This window comes from Aeromonas sp. 55A, assembly GCF_051919665.1.
Taxonomy (GTDB): domain Bacteria; phylum Pseudomonadota; class Gammaproteobacteria; order Enterobacterales; family Aeromonadaceae; genus Aeromonas; species Aeromonas veronii.
In genome coordinates, this window is the sequence record NZ_JBQBEH010000008.1 from 2325933 (window position 1) to 2350000 (window position 24068).

A 24068-nucleotide genomic window follows, 5' to 3' on the forward strand; every position below is an offset into this window, starting at 1 on the left:
AAAGCTGGTTATTCGATGGCGGCAAATCCCCCGTAACCCCATCACAGCGGGTGTAATTGACGCTTTTACTAAACGCTTGCGCCGCATAGAATGCGCAGATTATTTTTGCGGAGGTGCTCGATGAACAAGCTTGTCCTGGCAACAGGTAACCAGAAAAAGGTGAAGGAATTGGCCGCCATGCTGGCCGATATGAAGATCCAGGTGATCCCGCAGAGCGAGTTTGCTGTCTCCGATGCCGATGAGACCGGCACCACCTTCGTCGAGAATGCCATCATCAAGGCCCGCCACGCCGCCCGTATTACCGGTCTGCCCGCCGTGGCCGATGACTCTGGTCTGGAAGTCGATCTGCTGCAAGGGCGCCCCGGCGTTTACTCCGCCCGCTTTGCCGGTGTGGGTGCCGGTGACAAGGCCAACATCGAGAAGCTGCTCGGCGAGCTGCAAGGTGCCCCCGAGTACCTGAAGAGCGCCCGCTTCTGGTGTGTGCTGGTCTATATGCGCCACGCTGACGATCCCACTCCCATCATCTGTCAGGCGAGCTGGGAAGGGATGATCATCGACGAGCCGCGCGGTCAACATGGCTTTGGCTATGACCCCGTCTTCTTCGTGCCGGATCACGACTGCACCGCCGCCCAGATGCCCGCCGAGCTGAAGAACCAGCTCAGCCATCGCGGTCAGGCGCTGGCCAAGCTCAAAGCGGCGCTGGCTGCGGCGCACTGAGTCACTTCGCCACCTTGTCGGTTACACACGGTCAATTACACATAGTCATCTACAATGGGGGCCTTGAGCCCCCGTTTTATTGGAAGCCCCATGCTGCAACTGCCGCCGCTCTCTCTCTATATTCATGTGCCCTGGTGCGTCCAGAAGTGCCCTTATTGTGACTTCAACTCCCATGCCCAGAAGGGGGAGTTGCCTCACCTCGAATATGTCGCTGCCCTGCTGGAGGATCTGGATCAGGATCTGAAGTGGGCACAAGGGCGGCCGCTCTCCTCGATCTTTATCGGCGGCGGCACCCCCAGTCTGCTGACGGTGGAGGCGATGCAAACCTTGCTGGACGGGGTTCGGGCCCGTATTCCGCTCACTGCGGATTGCGAGATCACCATGGAAGCGAATCCGGGCACGGTGGAGGCGGACAAGTTCGCCGGTTTCCAGCGCGCCGGTATTAACCGTATTTCCATCGGGGTGCAGAGCTTTCAGCAGGAGAAGCTGACCCGCCTCGGCCGCATTCACGGCCCGGAAGAGGCACGCAAGGCCGCGGCATTGGCCCATGCCATCAAGTTGCCTACCTTCAATCTGGATTTGATGCACGGTCTGCCGGATCAGAGTCTGGATGATGCCCTTTATGACCTGCAGCAGGCTATCGACTGCGCCCCGCCGCACCTCTCTTGGTATCAGCTCACCATAGAGCCGAACACGGCCTTTGCCTCCAAACCGCCCAAACTGCCGGAAGATGACACCCTGTGGGACATCTACGAGCAGGGTCACGCCATGCTCACCGCCAGCGGTTATCGCCAGTACGAGATCTCGGCTTATGCCAAAGAGGGCTACCAGTGCCATCACAATCTCAACTACTGGCGCTTTGGTGACTATCTGGGGATCGGCTGTGGCGCCCACGGCAAGGTGACCGATCTCGTGAATCAGCAAATCCTGCGCACTGCCAAGGTGAAGCATCCGAAAGGGTATCTGGACAAGAGTCGCCCCTATCTGGACGAGCAGTGGCAGGTGACGGCAGACGATCTGCCGCTCGAATATTTTATGAACCGCTTCCGCCTGTTTGAACCGGCCCCCAAGGCGGAGTTCGAGGCCTATACCGGCTTGCCGCTGGAACGGGTCGAGACGGTGCTGACCATTGCCCAGAGCAAGGAGCTGATCGACGATCTGGGGGATAGCTGGCAGCTCACCTCCCTCGGCCATCGCTATCTCAACGTATTACTCGAACTCTTTATGGATGAGTGAAAACTGGCTCACGATCTGGCTGCGAAGCCGTGATCAAGGTTCATGCGCTGCTCGGAAGCCTCACGTATATCTATACGCTTCGGTTCCTGCGCTGCTCTTCACCTTGCTGACAGCTTCTCGCAACAGGTCGTGAGGCAGTTTTGGCGAACCGTGTTTCGAGATAACAATCAGGGCGCCAATGGTGCCCTGATTGTTTTGGTCGGTAGAAACCCGCTCAGTAGCAGACGCGGATCATCTGCTGTTGGCCGGGCTCCCACCGCTTGCCAAATTTGGCCTTGCGCTGGTAACTCCCCTTGCCCTTCTTGTTGCGCTCGACTCGGCTGCGAAACAGCGGATCGGAGAGCAGGGCATGCAGATGGTTATCCTTTATCTCGCCGCGCTGATGGGCATAGCAGCCCCCTTGCGCATTTTCCTCACGGGGGAGGGCGGGTTGGTCGACCCGAATTTTGGCCATGATGGCTCCTCTTCTTTTCTCTTGGTGTGTTGATTCTTGTGTCTGGATGGTGGTTTTCGCTGCGAGCGCCTGTTCAGCTGAGCGCCCGGCAACCGGATGCACTGGCACCGGTTAAAAACGCGGCGATTTTGTCACCAAATCGCCGCCGGAGCAATGCGTCGGGCGCGCCGAGTCAGTCACACTGAGCTAGGCACGCTCAGTCAGGCATACCATGTCAGCCGTGAACCGGGTCATGCTGGTCGTGGCTGTGATGCTCGTGATGGGCCGGGGTGCCAGATTCCAGTGTCTCGAGGATGGCGCAGTGCTCCGCCGAGCGCGGCCCGCCGCAGCAGATATTGGAGAGCTCGCGCAGATTGTCGCGAAAGCGGGTCAGTTCGATGATCTTCTGCTCCACCTGGGCCAGCTTGGTGTCAGCTACTGCTTTCACCTCCTGACAGGTGACTTTGGCCTTGTTGGTATCGAGGTCGAGCAGCTCGCCGATATCGGCCAGCGAGAATCCCACCGACTTGGCGCGGATAATAAACTCCAGCCGCCGCTTGTCCTGTTCGCTGTAGAGGCGGTAGCCGGATTCGTTGCGGATCCCCGGTGAGATAAGCCCGTTCTTCTCGTAAAAACGCAGGGTATCTGCCTTGACCCCGCACGCCTTGGCCAGTTCACCGATCCGATACATGCTCTCTCTCCCCTTGAATGTATGCCGCCACAAAAACCGGAATCCACTATCACCCCTTTGCCCATGGATTGCCAGCCAAGGGCATAAAAGGGGCAGATAAACATCTCCTGGCGACCCTTTTTCCCATAAAACACTGAAAGTGCAAACGTTTCGAGAAAATCAAGTGGAAAACGTTTAACGCCGCGCCAAATAAGGCTTTGCTGTTTCAAAAAATCCACCACAGGTCACATTTTTTGTGTAGAATACGCGCCCATAACAGAGCGCCGCACCAAGCGGGCATTTCTTAAAACGCTTTTGCCGGATGTCGGGGCGAGAGTGGTTTGCGAAATCCCCCACTTCCATTTATTTGGGGACTCTCTGTGTTGAGCCTCGCCTCCCATGGAACGGTCCCCGTTATGTTGAGGACGATAGTGTGATGGAACAAGCTCGACCCATTCGCCGTGCACTGCTGAGTGTGTCTGACAAAACTGGCATTCTGGAATTTGCCAAGGCACTCAACGAGCGTGGTGTTGCCCTGCTCTCCACGGGCGGTACCGCCAAGCTGCTTGGCGAGGCGGGTCTGCCGGTGACCGAGGTCTCCGACTACACGGGTTTCCCTGAAATGATGGATGGCCGGGTCAAGACCCTGCATCCCAAGGTTCATGGCGGCATCCTCGGCCGTCGGGATCAGGATGACGCCATCATGGCCCAGCACGCTATCTCCCCCATCGACATGGTTGTCGTCAACCTTTACCCCTTCGCCGCCACCGTGGCCAAAGCGGGCTGCACCCTGGCGGATGCGGTCGAGAACATCGACATCGGCGGCCCGACCATGGTGCGCTCTGCCGCCAAAAACCATAAAGATGTCGCTATTGTCGTCAAAGCTGCCGACTATGATCGGGTTATTCGCGAAATGGATGCCAACGGCAACAGCCTGAAACTGGCGACCCGTTTCGATCTGGCCATCGCCGCCTTCGAGCACACTGCTGCCTACGACGGTATGATCGCCAACTACTTCGGCACCATGGTTCCTTCTTACGGTGACAACAAGGAGGGTGACGAGGAGTCCCGCTTCCCGCGCACCTTCAACAGCCAGTTCATCAAGAAGCAGGACATGCGTTACGGCGAAAACAGCCATCAGGCTGCCGCCTTCTACGCCGAAGAGCATGCCGCTCCGGGTTCTGTCTCCAGCGCTATCCAGCTGCAGGGCAAGGCGCTCTCCTACAACAACATCGCCGATACCGATGCTGCGCTGGAGTGTGTTAAGGAGTTCGACGAGCCGGCCTGCGTCATCGTCAAGCATGCCAACCCCTGCGGTGTGGCCATCGGTAGCGACCTGCTGAGTGCCTACGATCGCGCCTACCAGACCGACCCCACCTCCGCCTTTGGCGGCATCATCGCCTTCAACCGCGAGCTGGATGGCGCCACTGCTGCTGCCATCGTTGCCCGCCAGTTTGTCGAAGTGATCATCGCCCCGACCGTCAGCCAGGAGGCCCGCGATGCGGTCGCCGCCAAGCAGAACGTGCGTCTGCTCGAATGCGGTCAGTGGACGGCACCGGCGCAAGGCTTTGACCTCAAGCGCGTCAACGGCGGCCTGCTGGTACAGGAGCGGGATCTCGGCATGGTGACTTTGGGCGACCTGACAGTGGTCAGCAAGCGTCAGCCGACCGAGGCTGAGCTGCAGGATCTGCTGTTCTGTTGGAAAGTGGCCAAGTTCGTCAAATCCAACGCCATCGTCTACGCCAAAGATGGCCAGACCATCGGCGTCGGCGCAGGCCAGATGAGCCGTGTTTATTCGGCCAAAATCGCCGGTATCAAGGCGGCGGACGAAGGGCTGACCGTGGCGGGCTCCGTGATGGCTTCCGATGCCTTCTTCCCGTTCCGCGACGGTATCGATGCTGCCGCGCAGGCCGGTATCTCTTGCGTGATCCAGCCGGGTGGCTCGATGCGCGATCAGGAGGTGATCGATGCCGCCGACGAACACGGTATGTGCATGGTGTTCACCAACATGCGCCATTTCCGTCATTGATGGGTCAGGGGCTGCCGATGGCGGCCCTTTTGTTGTCTCTTTTCAACTGACTATTTCCACTGACTGACGGCCCTGGTGGCCGTCCGGTGACCACAAATAGAAGCGAGCGATACGATGAAAGTACTGATCATTGGCAACGGTGGCCGCGAACACGCTCTGGCCTGGAAGGCCAAACACTCCCCACTGGTACGTCACGTTTTTGTGGCGCCGGGCAATGCGGGCACCCAGCTTGAGCCGGGTGTCGAGAACGTTGCCATCGAGGCGACCGATATCGAAGGGCTGCTGGCCTTTGCCAAAGAGAAGCAGGTCGGCCTCACCATCGTCGGGCCGGAAGCGCCGCTGGTGAAAGGGGTGGTGGATGCCTTCCGCGCCGCCGGTCAGCCGATCTTTGGCCCGACGGCTGCCGCAGCCCAGCTGGAAGGCTCCAAGGCTTTCACCAAGGATTTCCTGGCCCGTCACGCCATCCCGACTGCCGAGTACCAGAACTTCACCGAAGTGGAGCCTGCACTCGCTTATCTGCGCGAGAAGGGCGCCCCCATCGTCATCAAGGCCGATGGTCTGGCGGCGGGCAAGGGGGTGATTGTCGCCATGACCTTGCAGGAAGCGGAAGACGCGGTGCGCGACATGCTCTCCGGCAACGCCTTTGGCGAAGCGGGCTCCCGGGTGGTGATTGAGGAGTTTCTGGAGGGTGAAGAGGCGAGCTTCATCGTCATGGTCGATGGCGAGCACGTGCTGCCGATGGCCACCAGTCAGGATCACAAGCGAGTTGGCGACGGTGATACCGGCCTCAACACCGGCGGTATGGGGGCTTACTCCCCGGCGCCTGTAGTGACCGCCGAGGTACATCGACGCGTGATGGAGCAGGTGATCATGCCGACTGTGCGCGGCATGGCGGCCGAAGGCAACGTCTACACCGGTTTCCTCTACGCCGGTCTGATGATCGACGGTGCAGGCAATCCCAAGGTGATCGAGTTCAACTGCCGTTTCGGCGATCCCGAGACCCAGCCCATCATGCTGCGGATGCAATCCGATCTGGTGGAGCTCTGCCTGGCCGCTTGCGCAGGCAAGCTGGATCAGAAAGAGGCCATCTATGATCCCCGCGCCGCCATCGGCGTGGTGTTGGCGGCGGGAGGCTATCCCGGCGATTACAGCACCAACCACCCCATCAGCGGCTTGCCGGTGGATGAAGTGGCGGGTGAGAAGGTGTTCCATGCCGGTACCCGTCTGGAGGGCGATACCAGCCTGACCGCTGGCGGCCGCGTGTTGTGCGCCACCGCCCTCGGCCACACTGTGGCAGAAGCCCAGCAGCGTGCCTATCAGCTCGCTGGCCGCATCAAGTGGGATGGCGTCTTCTACCGCAAGGATATCGGCTGGCGCGCCATTGCTCGCGAACAGGAGTAACTGACGCAAGCCATTGGCCAGCTGATTCAGACCCCGCTACGGCGGGGTTTTTTGTCCCTGTTTACCGCTTTCAACCATCCTCATGCTGCGCGTCACCTGCGTTCAATCAGTTACCAAGCGCAAACAAGCGCGGCATATCTGTCACTATTTGCCACAAAAAACAGCATTTTTCACAAACGTTTCACCATGAGTCATGGCATCATGCTGGTGATGAATTCTTGTTTGGATTCATAAGTACCCCTAACAATTCGAGCATGTCGTTATATAAGGAAATCCCATGTTGAAAACCGTCCGCCCCCTGCTGCTGCCCCTGATGTTTGGCCTGATGACCCTGCCTGCCGTGGCGGGTGATCTGGAACAGCCGATGAAGAAGATTGGCTTCAACTACAAGCAGGCCGTCAAGGCTGATGATGCAGCCACCATGGAGAAGCACATCAACGAGATGAAGGCCCAGCTGGATGTGGCCAAGCAGAAGAACATGCCGGCTGCCAAGAAAGAGAAATTCCTTGAAGGGATGAACGAGGTACAGACCGAGCTGGACGCCAGCCTGGCCGCACTCAAGGCGGGTGATGAGGCCAAGGCGCGCGAACATCTGGCCAAGGTCAACGACCTGAAGAAGGAGTACCACAAATATGCCAAGCAAAAAGGGTGAGCCCTTTCGCTGGGATCCGCTGGTTCGCCTGACCCATTGGGGCTTGGCGGCGGTCTGCATCGGCAATCTCTGGGTTAACGAAGCGGGCGAGGAGTGGCACGAGTGGCTGGGTTACGGCGCCATTGGGCTGGTCTCCTTGCGTCTGCTCTGGGGGCTCACTTTTGCCCGTGGCTACGCCCGCCTTGGTGCCCTCATCCCCAATGGTGAGGATTTTCGCCAGCAGGCGCGCGAGATGCGTGAGCGGCAGCCTCCGGCACCGGGTCATCACGGTAGCGGCAAGCTGGCCGTGTGGGCGCTCTGGCTGGTTGTGCTGGCCACCGCTGGCAGCGGCTGGTTGCAAAATACCGAGACGGGATTTGAACTGGGGGCTGACGAGTGGCATGAGTGGTGCGTGGTGGCGCTACAGGGGCTGATAGGTCTGCACCTGCTGGCGATTGTCTTCACCTCCTGGCGTCAGCGCAGCAATCTGGTTACCCGGATGCTACCCGCCGGGCGTCGCTCGTCCATCCAGAGTGGCAGCAACGAGCAAACCTGAGGCTCAGCATTAGGCTCCTTGTCTCTGAGTGAGGCGCCTGATCCGGACCCTGCCCAGACCCGCCCGTGGCGGGTCTTTTCTATGGCCTCCTCGAGCTCATCACGGGACATTGCTCGATCCACAGATGCAAAAAGGCCGCTCATCATGAGCGGCCTTTTTCAATTTGGTGGCCCCTGGGGGACTTGAACCCACGACCAATCGATTATGAGTCGACTGCTCTGACCAACTGAGCTAAGGGGCCAAATTGTGCGTTTAGCGGCGTGGATTATAGGGGAAGAGGAAAGGGCAGTCTATAGGCATATCAACCACTTGGCGACTAATTGTCCAGCTTGATTGAGGGCGCAAAGAGGGTCGCAAGGGTAAATGCCAGACAAAACAAAGCCCCGCATGGCGGGGCTTTGGCAGAGCAATTTGACACAGGGTCAGGACTATTCGTCCAGGAAGCTGCGCAGCACTTCCGAGCGGCTCGGGTGGCGCAGTTTGCGCAGTGCCTTGGCTTCGATCTGACGAATACGCTCACGGGTAACGTCGAACTGCTTGCCCACTTCCTCGAGGGTGTGGTCAGTGTTCATGTCGATACCGAAACGCATCCGCAGTACCTTGGCTTCGCGGGCGGTCAGGCCAGCCAGCACTTCGCGGGTGGCGTTGCGCAGGCTTTCGCTGGTCGCCGCATCCGCTGGCAGAGCCAGGGTGGTATCTTCGATAAAGTCGCCCAAATGGGAATCTTCATCATCACCGATGGGCGTCTCCATGGAGATAGGCTCTTTGGCGATTTTCAGTACCTTGCGGATCTTGTCTTCCGGCATGCCCATGCGCATGGCCAGCTCTTCCGGGTTCGGTTCGCGACCCATCTCCTGCAGCATCTGACGGGAGATACGGTTGAGCTTGTTGATGGTCTCGATCATATGTACCGGGATACGGATGGTACGGGCCTGATCCGCGATGGAGCGGGTAATGGCCTGACGGATCCACCAGGTAGCATAGGTCGAGAACTTGTAGCCACGACGGTATTCAAACTTGTCTACCGCCTTCATCAGACCGATGTTGCCTTCCTGGATCAGATCCAGGAACTGCAGACCACGGTTGGTGTACTTCTTGGCGATAGAGATAACCAGACGCAAGTTGGCCTCAACCATCTCTTTCTTCGCACGGCGGGCTTTGGCCTCACCGATGCTCATGCGGCGGTTGATATCCTTGATCTGGGCAATCGACAGACCGGTTTCTTCTTCAATCTGCTGCAGCTTGCCGATGGCGCGCTGAATATCCTCGTCCATTTCAACCAGACGGGGAGACCAGGCTTTGCCAGCCTGCTTCTGGTATTCGAACCAGGCAGTTTCACACTCGTTGTTGGTGAAGGCCGCGACGAAGGTTTTCTTCGGCATCTTGGCCTGCTCAACGCAGAGCTTCATGATGATGCGTTCCTGCACGCGGACGCGCTCCATCATTTCACGCATGTTGTTGACCAGGCGATCGAACTGCTTGGGCATCAGGCGGAATTGACGGAATACATCGGCCAGCTGGGCGATGGCGGCCTGGGTATCTTCGTGCGCGCGACCATTCTTCTGAATGGATAGGCGGGTCACTTCATACTGGGCACGCAGTTCACCAAACTTCTCGCGAGCGACTTCCGGATCCGGACCACCGTCACCGTCGTCGTCAGAGCTGTCGCCATCTTCGTCTTCGTCTTCTTCGTCTTCTTCATCTTCGTCGGCCAGATCGTCTTCGCCGAGCTCGGAACCGATATGCGTGGCGGTAGGCGCCATATCTTCAGTTTCGTTCGGGTCAATAAAGCCAGAGATAATGTCAGAGAGACGCAGCTGCTCGGCTTCGTACTTGTCGTACTGTTCGAGCAGGTAAGTAATTGCTTCAGGGTACTCGGCTACGGAGCTTTGTACCTGGTTGATACCGTCTTCGATCCGCTTGGCGATGTCGATTTCGCCTTCACGGGTCAGCAGTTCGACGGTACCCATTTCCCGCATGTACATGCGGACGGGATCGGTCGTGCGACCAATCTCAGATTCAACAGATGCCAGAGCCTGGGCCGCTGCTTCGGCAGCGTCCTCATCGGCGGTACCACCTTCAGCCATGATAAGGTCATCGGCATCCGGAGCGTTTTCAACCACTTGAATGCCCATATCGTTGATCATCTGAATGATGTCTTCGATCTGGTCTGAATCGACAATGTCTTGCGGGAGGTGATCGTTCACCTCGGCATAGGTCAGGTAGCCCTGTTCTTTACCTTTGGCAACGAGGAGTTTAAGCTGAGACTGCGGGGTTTGCTCCATAGAACTCATCCGGTTGGTGTTGCTAGGTTGCGCGTACAGTGCGCTGCTGCGCAAATAGCCAATTCTAATAGAAAACCGCCAGACATGCTATGCCTGGTTGCGGCGTCGGTCATGAGAAACCCCTGCCCGCAGTATTGTCGGGGCCAGGCGGTTATAAAAATTTTGCTTTTCATCCCGTCGATTCGGGCAACGTTATTCATATTGGGACTATTCACTCAAATATCAAGCCCCACACTCATTTCTTTTCTCAGTCTTCATCTCCCTGAGTAGCATCATTAACTCCTGCATCTCCGCTTGGCTTGGTCTTTCCTTGTTTTGTAACTCTTCTATACGCTGATTCAAAACCTGACTGGTAAAGCCAAAGAAAGTGTCTTCCAGTTCCCTCTGAATGTCCGGAGCTTGATCCGGATTGATCTCTTCAAATGGGTAATACATTGCCAGTTGTGCGAGGATCTCTCCCTCCTTGGTACCGCGCCAATGTTCCAGCAGGATACCTGTGGTAATACCGGGCTGTGCCAGGATCTGCTGGTGCAGTTGCAGCAGGAACTTGATGCCCTGTACGCGCAGTCCGGCCAATTCCGGCATGGAGGGCAGTTTGGCTGCTACCGCCGGATATTGCACCATCAGCGCCAGCGCCCGCCGCAGTGGAGTCAACTTGATCGCTTTTGGTTTGTTGACCTCGGCCTTGGGCTGACTGTTGCGGGCAAAGAGCTCGGCGATGCGCTGCTTGTTCTCGCCCCAGCGCATCATGCTGGAGAGGCGGGTGATCAACCCTTCGCGGGTAAAGCCTTCCGGTACGCGGCGGATGAGTTCAGCAGCCTCATGAGCTATCTCATGCTTGCCTGCTTCACCTAGTAGTATTGCGTCCCGCCTTAGGCGCTGGAACATGAAGTCGGCGAACGGCTGGGCTTCATCGAGCAGAGCTTCGAAGCCCTCCTTGCCAATCTTGCGTACCAGCGAGTCGGGATCCTCGCCATCGGGCAGAAACACGAACTTCAGCTCGCGGCCATCCTGCAGATGAGGGAGGGCATTATCCAGCGCGCGCCAGGCGGCTTCACGACCGGCGTTGTCGCCGTCGTAGCAGCAGACCACCTCGGCGGTGGTGCGAAACAGGGTGTGGATATGGTCGCTGGTTGTTGCAGTACCCAGCGCCGCCACCGCATAGTCGATGTCGTACTGACCGAGTGCCACCACATCCATGTAGCCTTCCACCACCAGGATCCGGCGTGGATCCTTGTGTGCCTGCTTCACCTCGTAGAGACCGAACAGCTCCCGCCCTTTATGGAAGATGGGGGTCTCCGGCGAGTTCAGGTACTTGGGGGTGCCATCACCCAGTACTCGGCCACCGAAGCCGATGACCCGGCCACGCTTGTCGCGGATCGGAAACATGATGCGATCACGAAAGCGATCGTAGCTGCCCCCACCATTTTCACGAGTGATCAGCATGCCGCCCGAGATAAGCAACTGCTCGTGATCCCGGCTGGCACCGAAGCGGCGGCGCACCTGATCCCAGTCGCTGGGGGCGTAGCCGATATTGAAGCGTTTGACCACTTCACCGGTCAGACCGCGGCCTTTGAGATACTCCACCGCATGGGGAGCACTCTTGAGATTGCTCTCGTAGAAGCGGGCGATCTGGTTCATCAGTTCGAACAGATCCTTGCTGACAGCGGGCTGGCTATTGGCCGAGTTGCCGATACTCTGCTCGCGAGGCACCTGCATGCCCTGCATGCTGGCGAGCTCTTCGATGGCATCGGGAAATTCGAGACCGTCGTACTCCATGACAAAGCCGATGGCGTTGCCGTGGGCGCCACAACCGAAACAGTGGTAGAACTGCTTCTCCTGGCTGACGGTAAAAGAGGGGCTTTTTTCGTTATGAAAAGGGCAGCAAGCCTGGTAGTTCTTACCGGCTTTTTTCAGCCGCACTCGCGAGTCGATCAGCTCGACTATGTCTGTGCGTACGAGCAGATCGTCGATAAAGGATTGGGGGATCCTGCCTGCCATAACCGTCCTGTTTCATTGCGGAGAAAATAAAAAAGCCGCGCATTCCAAGGGAAGCACGGCTTCTTCGACCAAACAAGAGAGTTGCCTGTTACGCCAAGCGGGTTTTCACCTGAGCACTGACGGCGCCGACATCGGCACGCCCCTGAATTTTCGGCTTCAAGACAGCCATGACCTTGCCCATATCAGCCATGACGGCAGCACCACTTTCAGTGATGGCTTGCTCGATCAGGGCGGCAACTTCATCTGCGGTCAGCTGTTGCGGCAGGAATTCCTGCAACACAACGATCTCGGCGGACTCTTTGTCGGCGAGATCCTGGCGACCGGCAGCTTCAAATTGGCTGATGGAATCGCGGCGCTGTTTGACCATTTTGGTCACGACAGCGAGGATATCCTCATCATTCAGCTCGATACGGGTATCGACTTCACGTTGCTTGATTTCTGCCATCAACAAGCGGATCGCTCCCAGACGTGCCTTATCTTTGGCAAGCATGGCGAGCTTTTGCTGATCCTTGAGTTGATCCTTCAGAGACACGGCAATATCTCCCGATTAGTACAGGCGGATACGACGTGCGTTTTCGCGAGACAGCTTCTTGGCGTGACGCTTGACAGCAGACGCTTTGGCGCGCTTACGAATGGTAGTCGGCTTCTCGTAGAACTCACGGCTACGAACTTCGGACAGGATACCGGCTTTTTCGCAAGAACGCTTGAAACGACGCAGAGCAACGTCAAACGGCTCATTTTCACGGACTTTGATTACTGGCATGTGCCTTTCACCTCAGTGATAAATTGTTAGCTGACCTTCAATCGATCAGCATGTCTTAAAATGGTGCGAAATTATACTCTGGACAGGGAATGAAAGTAAACCCGCAGAGATCGCTCTGGTTTAAAAAACCCGCGAAGGTTACCATAGCCGTCTCATTTTAGCAGTGAAATTTTTTAGCAATGCGTGTATTGGGCATAGAGACATCCTGTGACGAAACCGGGATCGCGATCTTCGACGATCAAAAAGGGATCCTTTCCCATCAGTTATACAGCCAGGTCAAGCTGCATGCGGACTACGGTGGCGTTGTCCCCGAGCTCGCCAGTCGGGATCATGTTCGCAAGACGATCCCGTTGATCCAGGCCGCATTGCAAGAGGCGGGACTGGGCAAAGATGACATCGACGGCATCGCGTATACCGCGGGTCCGGGTCTGGTTGGCGCCATTCTGGTGGGGGCCACCATCGGCCGTTCGCTGGCGATGGCGTGGAACAAGCCGGCTATCGCCGTCCATCATATGGAAGGCCATCTGCTGGCTCCCATGCTGGAAGAAAAGGCCCCCGAGTTCCCCTTCGTGGCGCTGCTGGTCTCCGGTGGTCACTCCATGCTGGTGCGGGTTGATGGCATCGGCAGTTATCAGCTGTTGGGCGAATCCATCGATGATGCCGCTGGCGAAGCGTTCGACAAGACCGCCAAGCTGATGGGGCTGGACTATCCGGGTGGCCCGTTGCTTTCCCGTCTGGCCGAGAAGGGCACCACCGGGCGCTTCCACTTCCCCCGTCCCATGACAGATCGTCCCGGGCTCGACATGAGCTTCTCCGGCCTGAAGACCTTCACCGCCAACACTATCGCCGCCAATGGTGATGATGAGCAGACCCGTGCCGATATCGCCCGTGCGTTTGAAGATGCTGTGGTCGATACCCTGGCCATCAAGTGCCGTCGCGCCTTGAAAGAGACCGGCCTCACGCGCCTGGTGGTGGCCGGTGGTGTCAGTGCCAACCGTCACCTGCGTGCCCAACTGGCCGAGCTCATGGAGAGTCTCAAGGGTGAGGTGTTCTATCCACGCACCGAATATTGCACCGATAATGGCGCCATGATCGCCTATGCCGGTATGCAGCGTCTGAAAGCGGGCGTGTTCGAGCCGCTGGCGGTCAAAGCCGTGCCGCGCTGGCCGCTGGATACCCTGGATCCGGTCTGATCCGACGGATCCCGCCTTCTGGCGTGGTGGTGAGTACCATGTGGTCTACTGCTCCGGCAATCCGGCAGCGGTGGTTATAGCGCCGCTGGCACGCTGTTGTGGTGTCTGCTGTCGCCGTGGTTGAGCCAATCGGATAAGAGGTCAGCTCTCTTGCTGGCAGACAACAGAGCACAGAGTAGAGTAAAGAGATAAAAAAATCCCCGCCAGCTGGCGGGGATTTTTGTTTGGTAATCGGCAGACGATGCGATTACAGCAGGATGCCGCCGAAGAAGAAGCCCAGCGCCACGGCGATGGCGATGGTGGCGGTACCCGGTACGAAGAAGGGGTGGTTGAACACCGCTTTGCCAATACGGGTGGAGCCGGTGTCGTCCATCTCTACCGCTGCCAGCAGGGTCGGGTATGTCGGCAGTACGAACAGGGCGCTCACAGCTGCGAAGGAGGCAATCGCAGTCAGCGGGCTGACACCCAGTGCCAGTGCGGCAGGCATCAGGGCTTTGGTGGTTGCACCCTGTGAGTAGAGCAGCATGGCGGCAAAGAACAGCACCACGGCCAGCAGCCAGGAGTACTGGTTCAGCAGGTCGCCAGCGATCAGCTGGATGGTGTCCATGTTGCCTTTTACGAAGACGTTACCCAGCCAGGCGACACCTAGTACGCAGATACAGGCGGACATGCCGGACTTGAAGGTCGGCATGTTGGTGACCTGGGTGGCGTCCAGTTTGCACACCAGAGTCATGATGGTGGCCGCGGCCAGCATGATACCCATGATGGCACCGTCACGGGGGATCGGCGGGTTGGTGATCAGGCCAACTTTACCGGAGATGGCAGTGGCATAAGCCATGACAGCAACGATGGCAGCGATGAAGATCCAGACCGACAGCTTGGCGTACGGTTTGATCTCGAGCTTGGTAGTACCACGCAGTTTGATCAGGCCCTTGGCTTTGCGCTCCAGATAGACTTCGTCCTGCTCCAGCGGCTTGCCCATCATGTTGGCGATGAAGGCGCCGAGAATACAGGCCAGGAAGGTAGAGGGGATACAGATAGCCAGCAGGGTCAGGTAGTCAACACCAAACGGCTCGAGCATGCCGGAGAAGGCAACCACAGCGGCAGAGATCGGGGAAGCTGTGATGGCGATCTGGGAGGCGACAACCGCGATGGAGAGCGGACGGGATGGGCGGATCCCTTGCTCTTTGGCCACTTCAGCGATCACCGGCAGGGTGGAGAAGGCGGTATGACCGGTACCGGCCAGCATGGTCATCAGGTAGGTGACCACCGGGGCGGCGAAGGTAATGTATTTGGGGTTCTTGCGCAGCGCTTTTTCTGCCAGGAAGACCAGATAGTCCATCCCGCCAGCCAGTTGCATACAGGCGATGGCGCAGATGACGGACGCGATGATCATGATCACATCCCAAGGGATGTAGCTGACCAGTTGATCGCTCGGGATGGGCATGCCCAGACCCCACGTCAATACCAGTACCCCCAGACCACCGGCAAAGCCGATGCCGATGCTGCCTATCCGGGCCCCCAGATAGATAGCGGCGAGCACGACAAGTAACTCGATTCCAATCATAGCGATAACTCCATTTTTTAGTTTTTGGTTTTTATTTGGCAAAAAGCCAATTCCCGATCGGGCTGGGGATAAAGACCAATCGGGAACTGACTTTATGGGCCGGGAAGATCCCGGCCCACACTCGCTTATACGGCAGCTTCGCGGGTGAAACGCTTGGCTTTGTATTGCGGGTTCATCAGGTTCTCGATGGAGAGAATTTCGTCCAGCTGCTCGGCGCTCAGCAGACCGCGCTCAAGAACGACTTCACGGACGTTCTTGCCGGTCTGGGCACAGATCTTGCCGACGATATCCCCTTCGTGGTGGCCGATGAAGGGGTTCAGGTAGGTCACGATACCGATGGAGTTCAGCACGTGATTCATGCAGATTTCCGGGTTGGCGGTGATACCTTCCACGCACTTCTCGCGCAGGGAAATACAGGCTTTTTCCATCAGACTCAGTGATTCGAACATCGCCTGACCAATCACCGGCTCCATGACGTTCAGCTGCAGCTGACCGGCTTCGGCGGCGAAGGTGATGGTGATGTCGTTACCGAATACCTTGAAGCAGGATTGGTTGACCACTTCCGGGATAACCGGGTTGACCTTGGCTGGCATGATGGAGGAACCCGCCTGCATTTCTGGCAGGTTGATCTCTTTCAGTGCAGTGCGCGGGCCGGAGGAGAGCAGACGCAGGTCGTTACAGATCTTGGACAGCTTCATGGCCAGACGCTTGATGGCGCCGTGCAGCATGACGTAGGCGCCGCAGTCGGAGGTCGCTTCGATCAGATCTTCTGCCGGCACATAGGCACGACCGGTGATCTCGGCCAGACGCTTGATAGCCAGTGCAGAGTACTCGGGCGGAGTGTTCAGACCGGTACCGATGGCGGTAGCGCCCAGGTTCACTTCCAGCAGCAGCTCCTGGCAACGCTTGATGGACTTGATCTCTTCACGCAGGGTCACGGCGAATGCGTGGAACTCCTGACCCAGGGTCATCGGAACCGCATCTTGCAGCTGGGTACGGCCCATCTTCAGGATGTTTTTGAACTCTTTCGCTTTGGCATCGAATGCCGCGATCAGGTGCTCCAGCGCATGCAGGGTTACGTCAGTGCTGTTGACCACAGCAACGCGGAAGCCGGTGGGGTAGGCATCGTTGGTGGACTGGCACTTGTTGACGTGGTCGTTCGGGTTGACGACGTCGTAACGGCCTTTCTCCAGACCCATGATTTCCAGGGCGATGTTGGCCAGTACTTCGTTGGTGTTCATGTTGACGGAGGTGCCGGCACCACCCTGGTAAACGTCGACCGGGAACTGGTCGAAGCATTTGCCGGTGTTCAGCATCAGGTCGCAGGCTTCTACGATCTTGTCAGCAATTTCAGGACGGATGGTACCCAATTCACCGTTTGCCAGCGCAGCGGCCTTTTTGGTCAGCACCATACCGCGGACGAATTCCGGAACGTCAGAAATCTTCTGAGAGCTGATCTTGAAGTTCTCGACAGCGCGCAGGGTGTGCACACCGTAGTAGAGATCATTGGAAACTTCTTTGGTGCCCAGCAGGTCTTCTTCAATGCGGACGTTCTTGATGTCGCTCATTGTAATGCCTCAGAAATCAGATAAATGGAAAAATCCTCACCGAGTGGTCGCGAGTTCCTTGCGCACAGCTCATCCTGAAGCACCACACATCGAGTGGGGCGGTTGGGAGAATGACCTCCCGAAAAACTAATCAATATACTACTCCAATTGAGGTATCGGTTATTAGAGGTGGATCACTAAATTTGCGACATTTTCAAATTACTTTGAGGAAAGCACACATATGTTATGAAGTTTTTATCATGATGATTTTTATAAGTTTTTGTGACTTTTTGCTGATTTTTTAGATTGCTGATGACGTAGGAGTCAGTTGACCAACTTGAAAAGAGGGGGGCAGCCCCCATTTATTCAGGGCAGAAAGTGGTGATGATGGGGTGGCAAAATCGTCTCTGACCATCATTGCATGGGTGCCACTTTTTCTCAATTTACCGGTGCTGGAGTGGATATGGGCAAGTTGTTTTTGTTGTTGGTGGGTCTGGTTGTACTGGAACTCACCGTGATGATCGAGGTCGGCTCGGTAATCGGGGCGCTGCCGACTGTCGGCTTGCTCATACTGACCGCGGTATTGGGCTCCTCGCTGGTGCGCAGTGAAGGGATCAAGACCCTGTTCAGCGCCCAGCAAAAGATGCAGATGGGCGAGATGCCGGGCCGCGAGGTGATGGGAGGCATGATGCTGGCGTTGGCCGGTCTGCTGCTGATTATCCCGGGTTTCGTGACCGACATTTTCGGTGTGCTGTTGCTGCATCCCTGGCTGCGTAACAAACTGGCTGACAAGCTGATCGGCAGCAGCCAGTTCCGGATGCAGATGGGTGGCTTCCAGCGTACTCAATCGCCATTTGGCGACGTACCGTCCGATGATCATCTGAGGAACGCCAAGCAGGGCGGCACCACCATCGAAGGCGAATTTGAGCGCAAAGAGTGAGCGTAAAGAGTAATCGACGAGACGAAAACCCGAGGCGAGTGACTGAATCAGGGTTTCCCCTGATGGCACAAGGCCTCGAAGCGGTGTCGGGCATACCACCATGCGAGGGTGCCCGCCGCCAGATTGGCCAGCAGTATTCCCAGATATATCCCCTGTTCTCCCCCCAGCTTTGCCCCCAGCCAGGCTCCTGGCAACAGAAAACCAAACAGCCGCAATCCGTTGAACAAAAACGAGATACTGGATGCTCGCACGCCATTGAGTGCCGAGGCCAGCAGCATCACCATGCCCTGAAATCCGTAACCGATCGGCACTAGATGCAGATAGAGAATAATCAGGCGGATGACCTGTGGATGATCGCTGAACAGGTTGGCGATGAGTGGCGCCAGTAGCCAGGTCAGGCCATAGATGGCGAGCTGGAAAAGCAACGCAAAACTCATGCAGCTCTGCAGTGCAGCTTTGGCGCGGGCCGGATTGCCGGCGCCACAGTTTTGCGAGATGAAGGGGGCCAGTACGGAGGCGAGCGCCATCATCACGATCAGCAGCAGCGCCTCAACCCGCGATGCGGCGCCGTAAGCGGCTACCACCTCGGTACCCAGTCCTGCAAAGATCGTCATCAGCACCGCATTGGCCAGGGGGTTGAGCATATTGGTAAAAGAGGCGGGGACGGCGACATGGAGCAGCGCCCGCCAGTGGGTCAGCAACCGAGCCCGAGGCGAGAGGCGCCACAGCAGCAAGCCCTCCCGATGACGCAGGATATAGAGGCTGACCAGCATCGCCATCAACCAGGAGATAGAAGTCGCGATGGCGGCCCCACGGATCCCCCATTCGGGAAAGGGGCCGATGCCGAAGATCAACAGAGGATCCAGCACCCCGTTGACCAACCCGGCTACTGCCATCACCAGACTGGGGGTTTTGGTATCGCCGGTCGCCCGTATGGCGGCATTGCCCACCATGGGCAGCACCAGCATGGGGACGGTGAGATACCAGATCAGCATGTAGTCATGGATGAGAGAGATAAGCTCGGCACTGGCCCCCAACAGGGTAAACAGGGGTTTGATGGTGAGAGCGCCCCCCGCGGAGAGCAGGGCTACCATGATCACCGCCAGAAACAGGCTGTCGGTGGCGAGATGGGCCGCCTCATCGTGTTTGCCCTGCCCCAGGGTATGACCGATCACCGCTGACAATCCGGCGCCCAATCCCATCGCCAGCGAGGTAACCACAAAAGTGACAGGAAAGGTAAAACTGATGGCAGCCAGAGCTTCGGTTCCCAGCATACCGATAAAAAAGGTATCGACCAGATTGAAGGCCAGAATGGCGATGATGCCGAAGATCATGGGGCCCGTCATCTGGCGCAGTACGACCGGAATAGGGGCTGTCAGCATGGGGTTGGTGCGGGTCAAGGGCTCGTCTCTACAGCTGGCTTTGAAGGTTCTGGCATGGAAACCGGGCGGCTTGAACCGACCTTGCTCCAGAGTGCGGACATGGCTGAACCATCGAAGATGTTTATAGTACGTGAAAAAATTTTTTTTGTATTTGCCCTTGAAGGGTTAGCAACTCTGCCCCACATCAGGGACATATCTAATTTGGCCTGGAACGGCCATTCCTCAAAGCAACAATGAGACTCATTTTGGGAGAGTTATCGATGAAAATTCGTCCACTGCACGACCGCGTCATCATCAAGCGCATCGAAGCTGAAGCCAAATCTGCCGGCGGTATCGTCTTGACTGGTACTGCGGCCCAGAAGTCCACCCGTGGTGAAGTGCTTGCCGTGGGGACTGGTCGCATCCTGGATAATGGCGAAGTCAAAGCGCTGGCCGTGAAGGTTGGTGACAAGGTTATCTTCAACGAAGGCTACGGTGTTAAGACCGAGAAGCTGGATGGTCAGGACGTCCTGATCCTCTCCGAAACCGACATCCTGGCGATTGTCGAAGAGTAATCCATCCTCCTTTTCCCCGAATTGATTTAAGGATTGAAGAAAAATGGCAGCTAAAGACGTTAAGTTTGGTAACGAAGCCCGCATCAAGATGCTGGAAGGCGTAAACATCCTGGCTGATGCCGTCAAGGTGACTCTGGGCCCGAAAGGCCGCAACGTGGTGCTGGACAAGTCCTTCGGCGCCCCGACCATCACTAAGGATGGTGTTTCTGTTGCGCGCGAAATCGAGCTGGAAGACAAGTTCCAGAACATGGGCGCCCAGATGGTCAAGGAAGTGGCTTCCAAGGCGAACGATGCCGCCGGTGACGGTACCACTACTGCAACCGTTCTGGCTCAGGCTATCGTCAACGAAGGTCTGAAAGCCGTTGCCGCCGGTATGAACCCGATGGATCTGAAGCGCGGTATCGACAAGGCCGTTGTGGCTGCTGTTGCTGAACTGCAAGCACTGTCCCAGCCGTGCGCCGACAGCAATGCCATCGCTCAGGTGGGCACCATCTCCGCCAACTCCGACGAGAAAGTGGGCAAGCTGATTGCCGAAGCCATGGACAAAGTGGGTCGCGATGGCGTCATCACCGTTGAAGATGGTCAGGGTCTGGAAGATGAGCTGGCAGTTGTTGAAGGTATGCAGTTCGACCGCGGCTACCTGTCCCCCTACTTCATCAACAAGCAAGAGACCGGTTCCGTTGAACTGGACGACCCGTTCATCCTGCTGGTTGACAAGAAAGTCTCCAACATCCGCGAAATGCTGCCGGTGTTGGAAGGCGTTGCCAAAGCTGGCAAGCCGCTGCTGATTGTTGCTGAAGACGTAGAAGGCGAAGCCCTGGCCACTCTGGTGGTCAACACCATGCGTGGTATCGTGAAAGTGGCTGCCGTCAAGGCGCCTGGCTTCGGTGACCGTCGCAAAGCCATGCTGCAGGATATCGCCGTACTGACTGGCGGTACTGTCATCTCCGAAGAAGTTGGCATGGAGTTGGAAAAAGCGACTCTGGAAGATCTGGGTCGTGCCAAGCGCATCGTCATCACCAAAGAGAACACCACCATCATCGATGGCGTGGGTGATGCCGGTGTGATCGAAGGCCGTGTTGCCCAGATCCGTCAGCAGATCGAAGAGACCTCTTCCGACTACGATCGTGAGAAGCTGCAAGAGCGCGTAGCCAAGCTGGCTGGCGGTGTTGCCGTGATCAAGGTTGGCGCAGCCACCGAAGTCGAGATGAAAGAGAAAAAAGCACGCGTGGAAGATGCCCTGCACGCTACCCGTGCCGCGGTTGAAGAAGGTGTGGTTGCCGGTGGTGGTGTCGCGCTGGTTCGCGTTGCAGCCAAACTGGCTGGTCTGCGCGGTGACAACGAAGACCAGAACGTCGGTATCAAGGTTGCCCTGCGCGCCATGGAAGCCCCGCTGCGTCAAATCGTCATCAACGCCGGTGAGGAAGCCTCCGTCATTGCCAATGCAGTGAAGAACGGCGAAGGCAACTTCGGTTACAACGCTTACAGCGAACAGTATGGCGACATGCTAGCCATGGGCATCTTGGATCCGACCAAGGTAACCCGTTCCGCCCTGCAGTTTGCCTCTTCCATCGCCGGTCTGATGATCACCACCGAGTGCATGGTCACCGAACTGCCGAAGAAAGATACCCCTGCAATGCCTGACATGGGCGGCATGGGTGGCATGGGCATGATGTAATCATCCCCCCTTGCTCTGTTTGACAAACGGCTCGCTCAAGGCGAGCCGTTTTTTTATATCTGGCTAAACTGAGTCTGTTGAGACAGCAAATTTGGGGGTGATATGAAAATGTTTGGTTGGCTGACACTACTGTGTTCATTGGTCATCATGCCGGTGATGGCTGCTGAGGCGCTGACTGGGCCGGTGATCCTTAAAGTGGGTGGCAACATCAGGTCGGCAGACGAAGTTGATGGCAAGGTGTTGTTTGATCTGGCCAAACTACAGGCTCTGCCGCAACATGAGATAGTGACCGGCAACCCGTGGGTGGATAAGCCGCACACCTACAGAGGCCCAAAACTGGCCGATGTATTGGCTGCAGTCGGTGCGGATGGCAAGACCATTACGTTGACGGCACTGAACAGTTTCCAGATCCGCATTGAATGGGACAAGGTTGCCAAATACGAGCCCATTCTTGCATGGGAAGACAATGGGGCTGTCATGCGGGTGCGTGACAAGGGGCCGGTCTGGTTTATGCTGCCTCTTGATCAATATCCGGAATTGAAGCGATCCGAATATACCGACATGATGATTTGGCAGTTGGATTTGATAGACATTCAGCACTGATAAAAACAGCACGGGAGCATGGGGTGAAAGGAAAGACCAGGGCGTGGCCACTGCTCGTCATTCTGTATGTATCCATCCTGTCGTTTACCGGGAGCACCCTCTATTGCCTGATGCAGATTCAGAATGCGACCAGAGCGATGGAGAAATACACCTATGATGTCTCCTGGGCGCTGATGCAGTTGCAGCTGGAGCTCGGTCGTTTCCTCAATGCGGTAGAGGTCTATCACTATGGTGGGATTGATCATGACACCCTGATGCTGCGTTATGACATTCTCTGGAGTAGAACGCCCATCCTGTTGAGCGGCCAGCTGCGCAAGAGCATGCAGGACAAGCAGAAAACCTTGCGTCTGGTGCAGCTGATTGAAACCAATATTCGCCAAATAGAGCCCGACATCACCAAGTTGCAAAGCGGGGCATCTGACTATCAGCAGATCATGATGCGCCTTGCCCCGCTGCAAGAGCCGCTCTCCTACTCCCTCGCTTCTGTGATGCAGAAGAACATTAACGTCTATTCCGAGAACGATCGTCATTTTGGGCAGTTGCGCAATGCCTTGTTGCTGATGGTCTCCGGTCTGGTCATGTCAGTGCTGCTGCTCAGCATGCTGCTTATATATGAAGGGCGTCGCCATTTCAGAGCTGCCAGACGGGATCCGCTGACCGGGTTGTCCAATCGGGTTGCTTTGCTGGAGCGGATGGAGTTGTACGCCACACAGGAGGTGCCGTTTGGGCTGGTGCTGGTCGATATCAACGACTTCAGGGATATCAACAGCAAGTTTGGCTATGACACCGGTGATTATCTGCTTTGTGAGTTTGCCACCCGGATCAGAGTGCTCTGTGAAGAGGGGGAGTGGAGCGGACGTCTGGGGGGAGATCAATTTGCCATTATTCAGCGTGGCAGCAGCGATCTGCGTCAGGTCAGGGAGCTGGTAGCGCGATTGCTGCATGCTCTGAAGCAAGATATCGTCTATGACAACTATCCCTTCCGGCTTGAAGTCGGGATCGGGATTGCCTTCTATCCGATGGACAGCGACAAGACTCAGGAGCTGTTGAGTCGTGCGGAACAAGCCCTGTTTCATAGTCGCAAGACCCATGTCCCCTATGTGATTTACGATAACTCCCTGCTCAACGAGACGGCGCGGCGCAAACATCTGGCGTCGGACATGATCATGGCGCTGGAACACAATGCGCTGGAACTTTATTACCAACCCATCGTCAATCTCGAGAGTGGCCGCTGCGAAGCTGTCGAGGCTCTGCTGCGCTGGCGGCATCCTGAGCTCGGTTTCATTCCGCCAAACGAAGTGATTATGGTGGCTGAGGAGTTCCAGCTTGCCGAACGGGTTGGCAGCTGGGTGCTGAACACCGCTTGTGAGCAGCTCTATCAGTGGCACCAGCTTGGTATGGTTGATCTGCAAATGTGTGTGAATATCTCGCCAGGCATGTACCAGCGTAATTTGCTCAAACTGGTGGCCAAGGCATTGATGGAGCACCACCTGCCTGCCCGTAGCCTGGTCTTGGAGGTCACGGAAGATACCACCATGCGGGAAGTGAAGAACTCGCTGCAACTGATGCAGGATCTCAATCAGCAGGGGGTACTGCTGGCATTAGACGATTTTGGGACTGGTTATTCATCTTTGAGTTATCTGCAAAAGTTACCGGTCAGCAAGGTGAAGATCGACCGCTCCTTTATACAGGGCATCGACACTTCAATGGAGGCATCCGAACTGGTCGCCAATATTTGCCGGATGGGATCGATGCTGGGCAAGAGTCTGGTGTGTGAAGGGATTGAGACACAGGCACAACTGGATGTACTGCGATCCCTGACCGATATCCACTTGTATGGACAGGGATATCTGTTCAGCCGACCGGAGCAGGCGGAGAAAAT

Annotated in this window: 21 protein-coding genes and 1 tRNA gene (1 of these 22 only partly in view); 12 read left to right on the plus strand and 10 right to left on the minus strand. The window is 56.9% G+C overall.

Annotated features, from left to right (window positions below; translation table 11 throughout):
• Positions 1-120 precede the first annotated feature (120 nt).
• Complete coding sequence (gene rdgB / locus ACTG2G_RS14870; RefSeq protein WP_005340539.1) at positions 121-717, plus strand: RdgB/HAM1 family non-canonical purine NTP pyrophosphatase; 597 nt, start codon at positions 121-123, stop codon at positions 715-717.
• Positions 718-807: 90 nt separating this feature from the next.
• Positions 808-1953, plus strand: a complete 1146-nt coding sequence (gene hemW / locus ACTG2G_RS14875; RefSeq protein ID WP_421386728.1) for a radical SAM family heme chaperone HemW — start codon at positions 808-810, stop codon at positions 1951-1953.
• Positions 1954-2167: 214 nt separating this feature from the next.
• On the opposite strand, the gene ACTG2G_RS14880 is transcribed toward hemW, so the two are convergent.
• Together ACTG2G_RS14880 and zntR are read right to left on the minus strand one after the other, a co-directional pair.
• Positions 2168-2407, minus strand: coding sequence for an alternative ribosome-rescue factor A (locus tag ACTG2G_RS14880; protein ID WP_158114335.1), 240 nt, complete (start codon positions 2405-2407; stop codon positions 2168-2170).
• A 214-nt stretch (positions 2408-2621) separates the two neighbouring features.
• Positions 2622-3077, minus strand: a complete 456-nt coding sequence (gene zntR / locus ACTG2G_RS14885; RefSeq protein WP_129504718.1) for a Zn(2+)-responsive transcriptional regulator — start codon at positions 3075-3077, stop codon at positions 2622-2624.
• A gap of 415 nt (positions 3078-3492) precedes the next feature.
• Here zntR and purH point away from each other — a divergent pair, with 415 nt between their 5' ends.
• The 4 genes from purH to ACTG2G_RS14905 all read left to right on the plus strand — a co-directional run bounded on the left by purH (position 3493) and on the right by ACTG2G_RS14905 (position 7673).
• Positions 3493-5085, plus strand: coding sequence for a bifunctional phosphoribosylaminoimidazolecarboxamide formyltransferase/IMP cyclohydrolase (purH, locus tag ACTG2G_RS14890; RefSeq protein ID WP_040067541.1), 1593 nt, complete (start codon positions 3493-3495; stop codon positions 5083-5085).
• A 114-nt stretch (positions 5086-5199) separates the two neighbouring features.
• Positions 5200-6486, plus strand: coding sequence for a phosphoribosylamine--glycine ligase (gene purD, locus ACTG2G_RS14895; RefSeq protein WP_005341242.1), 1287 nt, complete (start codon positions 5200-5202; stop codon positions 6484-6486).
• 277 nt (positions 6487-6763) lie between these two features.
• Entirely contained in the window at positions 6764-7138 is a 375-nt protein-coding gene (locus tag ACTG2G_RS14900) for a cytochrome b562 (RefSeq protein ID WP_005349056.1), read from the plus strand.
• Positions 7119-7673 (plus strand): cytochrome b/b6 domain-containing protein, encoded by a 555-nt coding sequence (locus tag ACTG2G_RS14905; RefSeq protein WP_421386730.1) that lies wholly within the window; start codon positions 7119-7121, stop codon positions 7671-7673. The genes ACTG2G_RS14900 and ACTG2G_RS14905 overlap by 20 nt, the downstream gene beginning before the upstream one ends.
• 164 nt (positions 7674-7837) lie before the next feature.
• On the opposite strand, the gene ACTG2G_RS14910 is transcribed toward ACTG2G_RS14905, so the two are convergent.
• The 5 genes from ACTG2G_RS14910 to rpsU form a co-directional block, all read right to left on the minus strand.
• Positions 7838-7914: transfer RNA gene (locus ACTG2G_RS14910), tRNA-Ile, on the minus strand.
• Positions 7915-8101: 187 nt separating this feature from the next.
• Positions 8102-9997 (minus strand): RNA polymerase sigma factor RpoD, encoded by a 1896-nt coding sequence (gene rpoD, locus ACTG2G_RS14915; RefSeq protein WP_263718854.1) that lies wholly within the window; start codon positions 9995-9997, stop codon positions 8102-8104.
• Between the two features lie 183 nt (positions 9998-10180).
• Positions 10181-11959 carry a DNA primase gene (gene dnaG, locus ACTG2G_RS14920; protein ID WP_421386731.1) on the minus strand — a complete coding sequence of 593 codons (1779 nt, stop codon included), beginning with the start codon at positions 11957-11959 and terminating at the stop codon, positions 10181-10183.
• Between the two features lie 88 nt (positions 11960-12047).
• Positions 12048-12491, minus strand: coding sequence for a GatB/YqeY domain-containing protein (locus ACTG2G_RS14925; RefSeq protein ID WP_421203845.1), 444 nt, complete (start codon positions 12489-12491; stop codon positions 12048-12050).
• Between the two features lie 15 nt (positions 12492-12506).
• Positions 12507-12722, minus strand: coding sequence for a 30S ribosomal protein S21 (rpsU, locus tag ACTG2G_RS14930; RefSeq protein WP_005309452.1), 216 nt, complete (start codon positions 12720-12722; stop codon positions 12507-12509).
• A gap of 179 nt (positions 12723-12901) precedes the next feature.
• Between rpsU and tsaD the strand changes: the two genes are divergently transcribed.
• Positions 12902-13915 carry a tRNA (adenosine(37)-N6)-threonylcarbamoyltransferase complex transferase subunit TsaD gene (gene tsaD / locus ACTG2G_RS14935; RefSeq protein WP_042052807.1) on the plus strand — a complete coding sequence of 338 codons (1014 nt, stop codon included), beginning with the start codon at positions 12902-12904 and terminating at the stop codon, positions 13913-13915.
• 247 nt (positions 13916-14162) lie between these two features.
• Here tsaD and ACTG2G_RS14940 read toward each other — a convergent pair whose 3' ends face one another.
• On the minus strand, positions 14163-15482 hold the full coding sequence (locus ACTG2G_RS14940) for an anaerobic C4-dicarboxylate transporter (RefSeq protein ID WP_021229055.1): 1320 nt from the start codon (positions 15480-15482) through the stop codon (positions 14163-14165).
• 125 nt (positions 15483-15607) lie between these two features.
• The gene (gene aspA / locus ACTG2G_RS14945; protein WP_021229056.1) at positions 15608-17050 is read right to left on the minus strand and encodes an aspartate ammonia-lyase; all 1443 of its coding nucleotides are present in this window, start codon (positions 17048-17050) and stop codon (positions 15608-15610) included.
• Between the two features lie 442 nt (positions 17051-17492).
• On the opposite strand from aspA, the gene ACTG2G_RS14950 reads away from it, so the two are divergent.
• Positions 17493-17969 (plus strand): FxsA family protein, encoded by a 477-nt coding sequence (locus tag ACTG2G_RS14950; protein ID WP_421386733.1) that lies wholly within the window; start codon positions 17493-17495, stop codon positions 17967-17969.
• Between the two features lie 47 nt (positions 17970-18016).
• Here the strand turns inward: ACTG2G_RS14950 and ACTG2G_RS14955 are convergent, their stop codons facing one another.
• Positions 18017-19351: an MATE family efflux transporter gene (locus tag ACTG2G_RS14955; RefSeq protein WP_231720294.1), complete on the minus strand. Its 1335-nt coding sequence runs from the start codon at positions 19349-19351 to the stop codon at positions 18017-18019.
• A gap of 260 nt (positions 19352-19611) precedes the next feature.
• Here ACTG2G_RS14955 and ACTG2G_RS14960 point away from each other — a divergent pair, with 260 nt between their 5' ends.
• From ACTG2G_RS14960 to ACTG2G_RS14975, 4 genes are all read left to right on the plus strand, one after another.
• A complete protein-coding gene (locus ACTG2G_RS14960) occupies positions 19612-19905 on the plus strand; it encodes a co-chaperone GroES (RefSeq protein WP_005340573.1) in 294 nt (97 codons plus the stop codon).
• Positions 19906-19948: 43 nt separating this feature from the next.
• Complete coding sequence (groL, locus tag ACTG2G_RS14965; protein WP_005340575.1) at positions 19949-21583, plus strand: chaperonin GroEL; 1635 nt, start codon at positions 19949-19951, stop codon at positions 21581-21583.
• A gap of 102 nt (positions 21584-21685) precedes the next feature.
• A complete protein-coding gene (locus ACTG2G_RS14970; protein ID WP_005349099.1) occupies positions 21686-22186 on the plus strand; it encodes a molybdopterin-binding oxidoreductase in 501 nt (166 codons plus the stop codon).
• A gap of 23 nt (positions 22187-22209) precedes the next feature.
• A protein-coding gene (locus ACTG2G_RS14975) for a putative bifunctional diguanylate cyclase/phosphodiesterase (protein WP_421386735.1) crosses the window boundary here: on the plus strand, positions 22210-24068 show its 5' portion. 73 nt of this gene lie beyond the right edge of the window; the window shows 1859 of its 1932 coding nt (coding positions 1-1859); its start codon is at positions 22210-22212; its stop codon lies beyond the right edge, outside the window.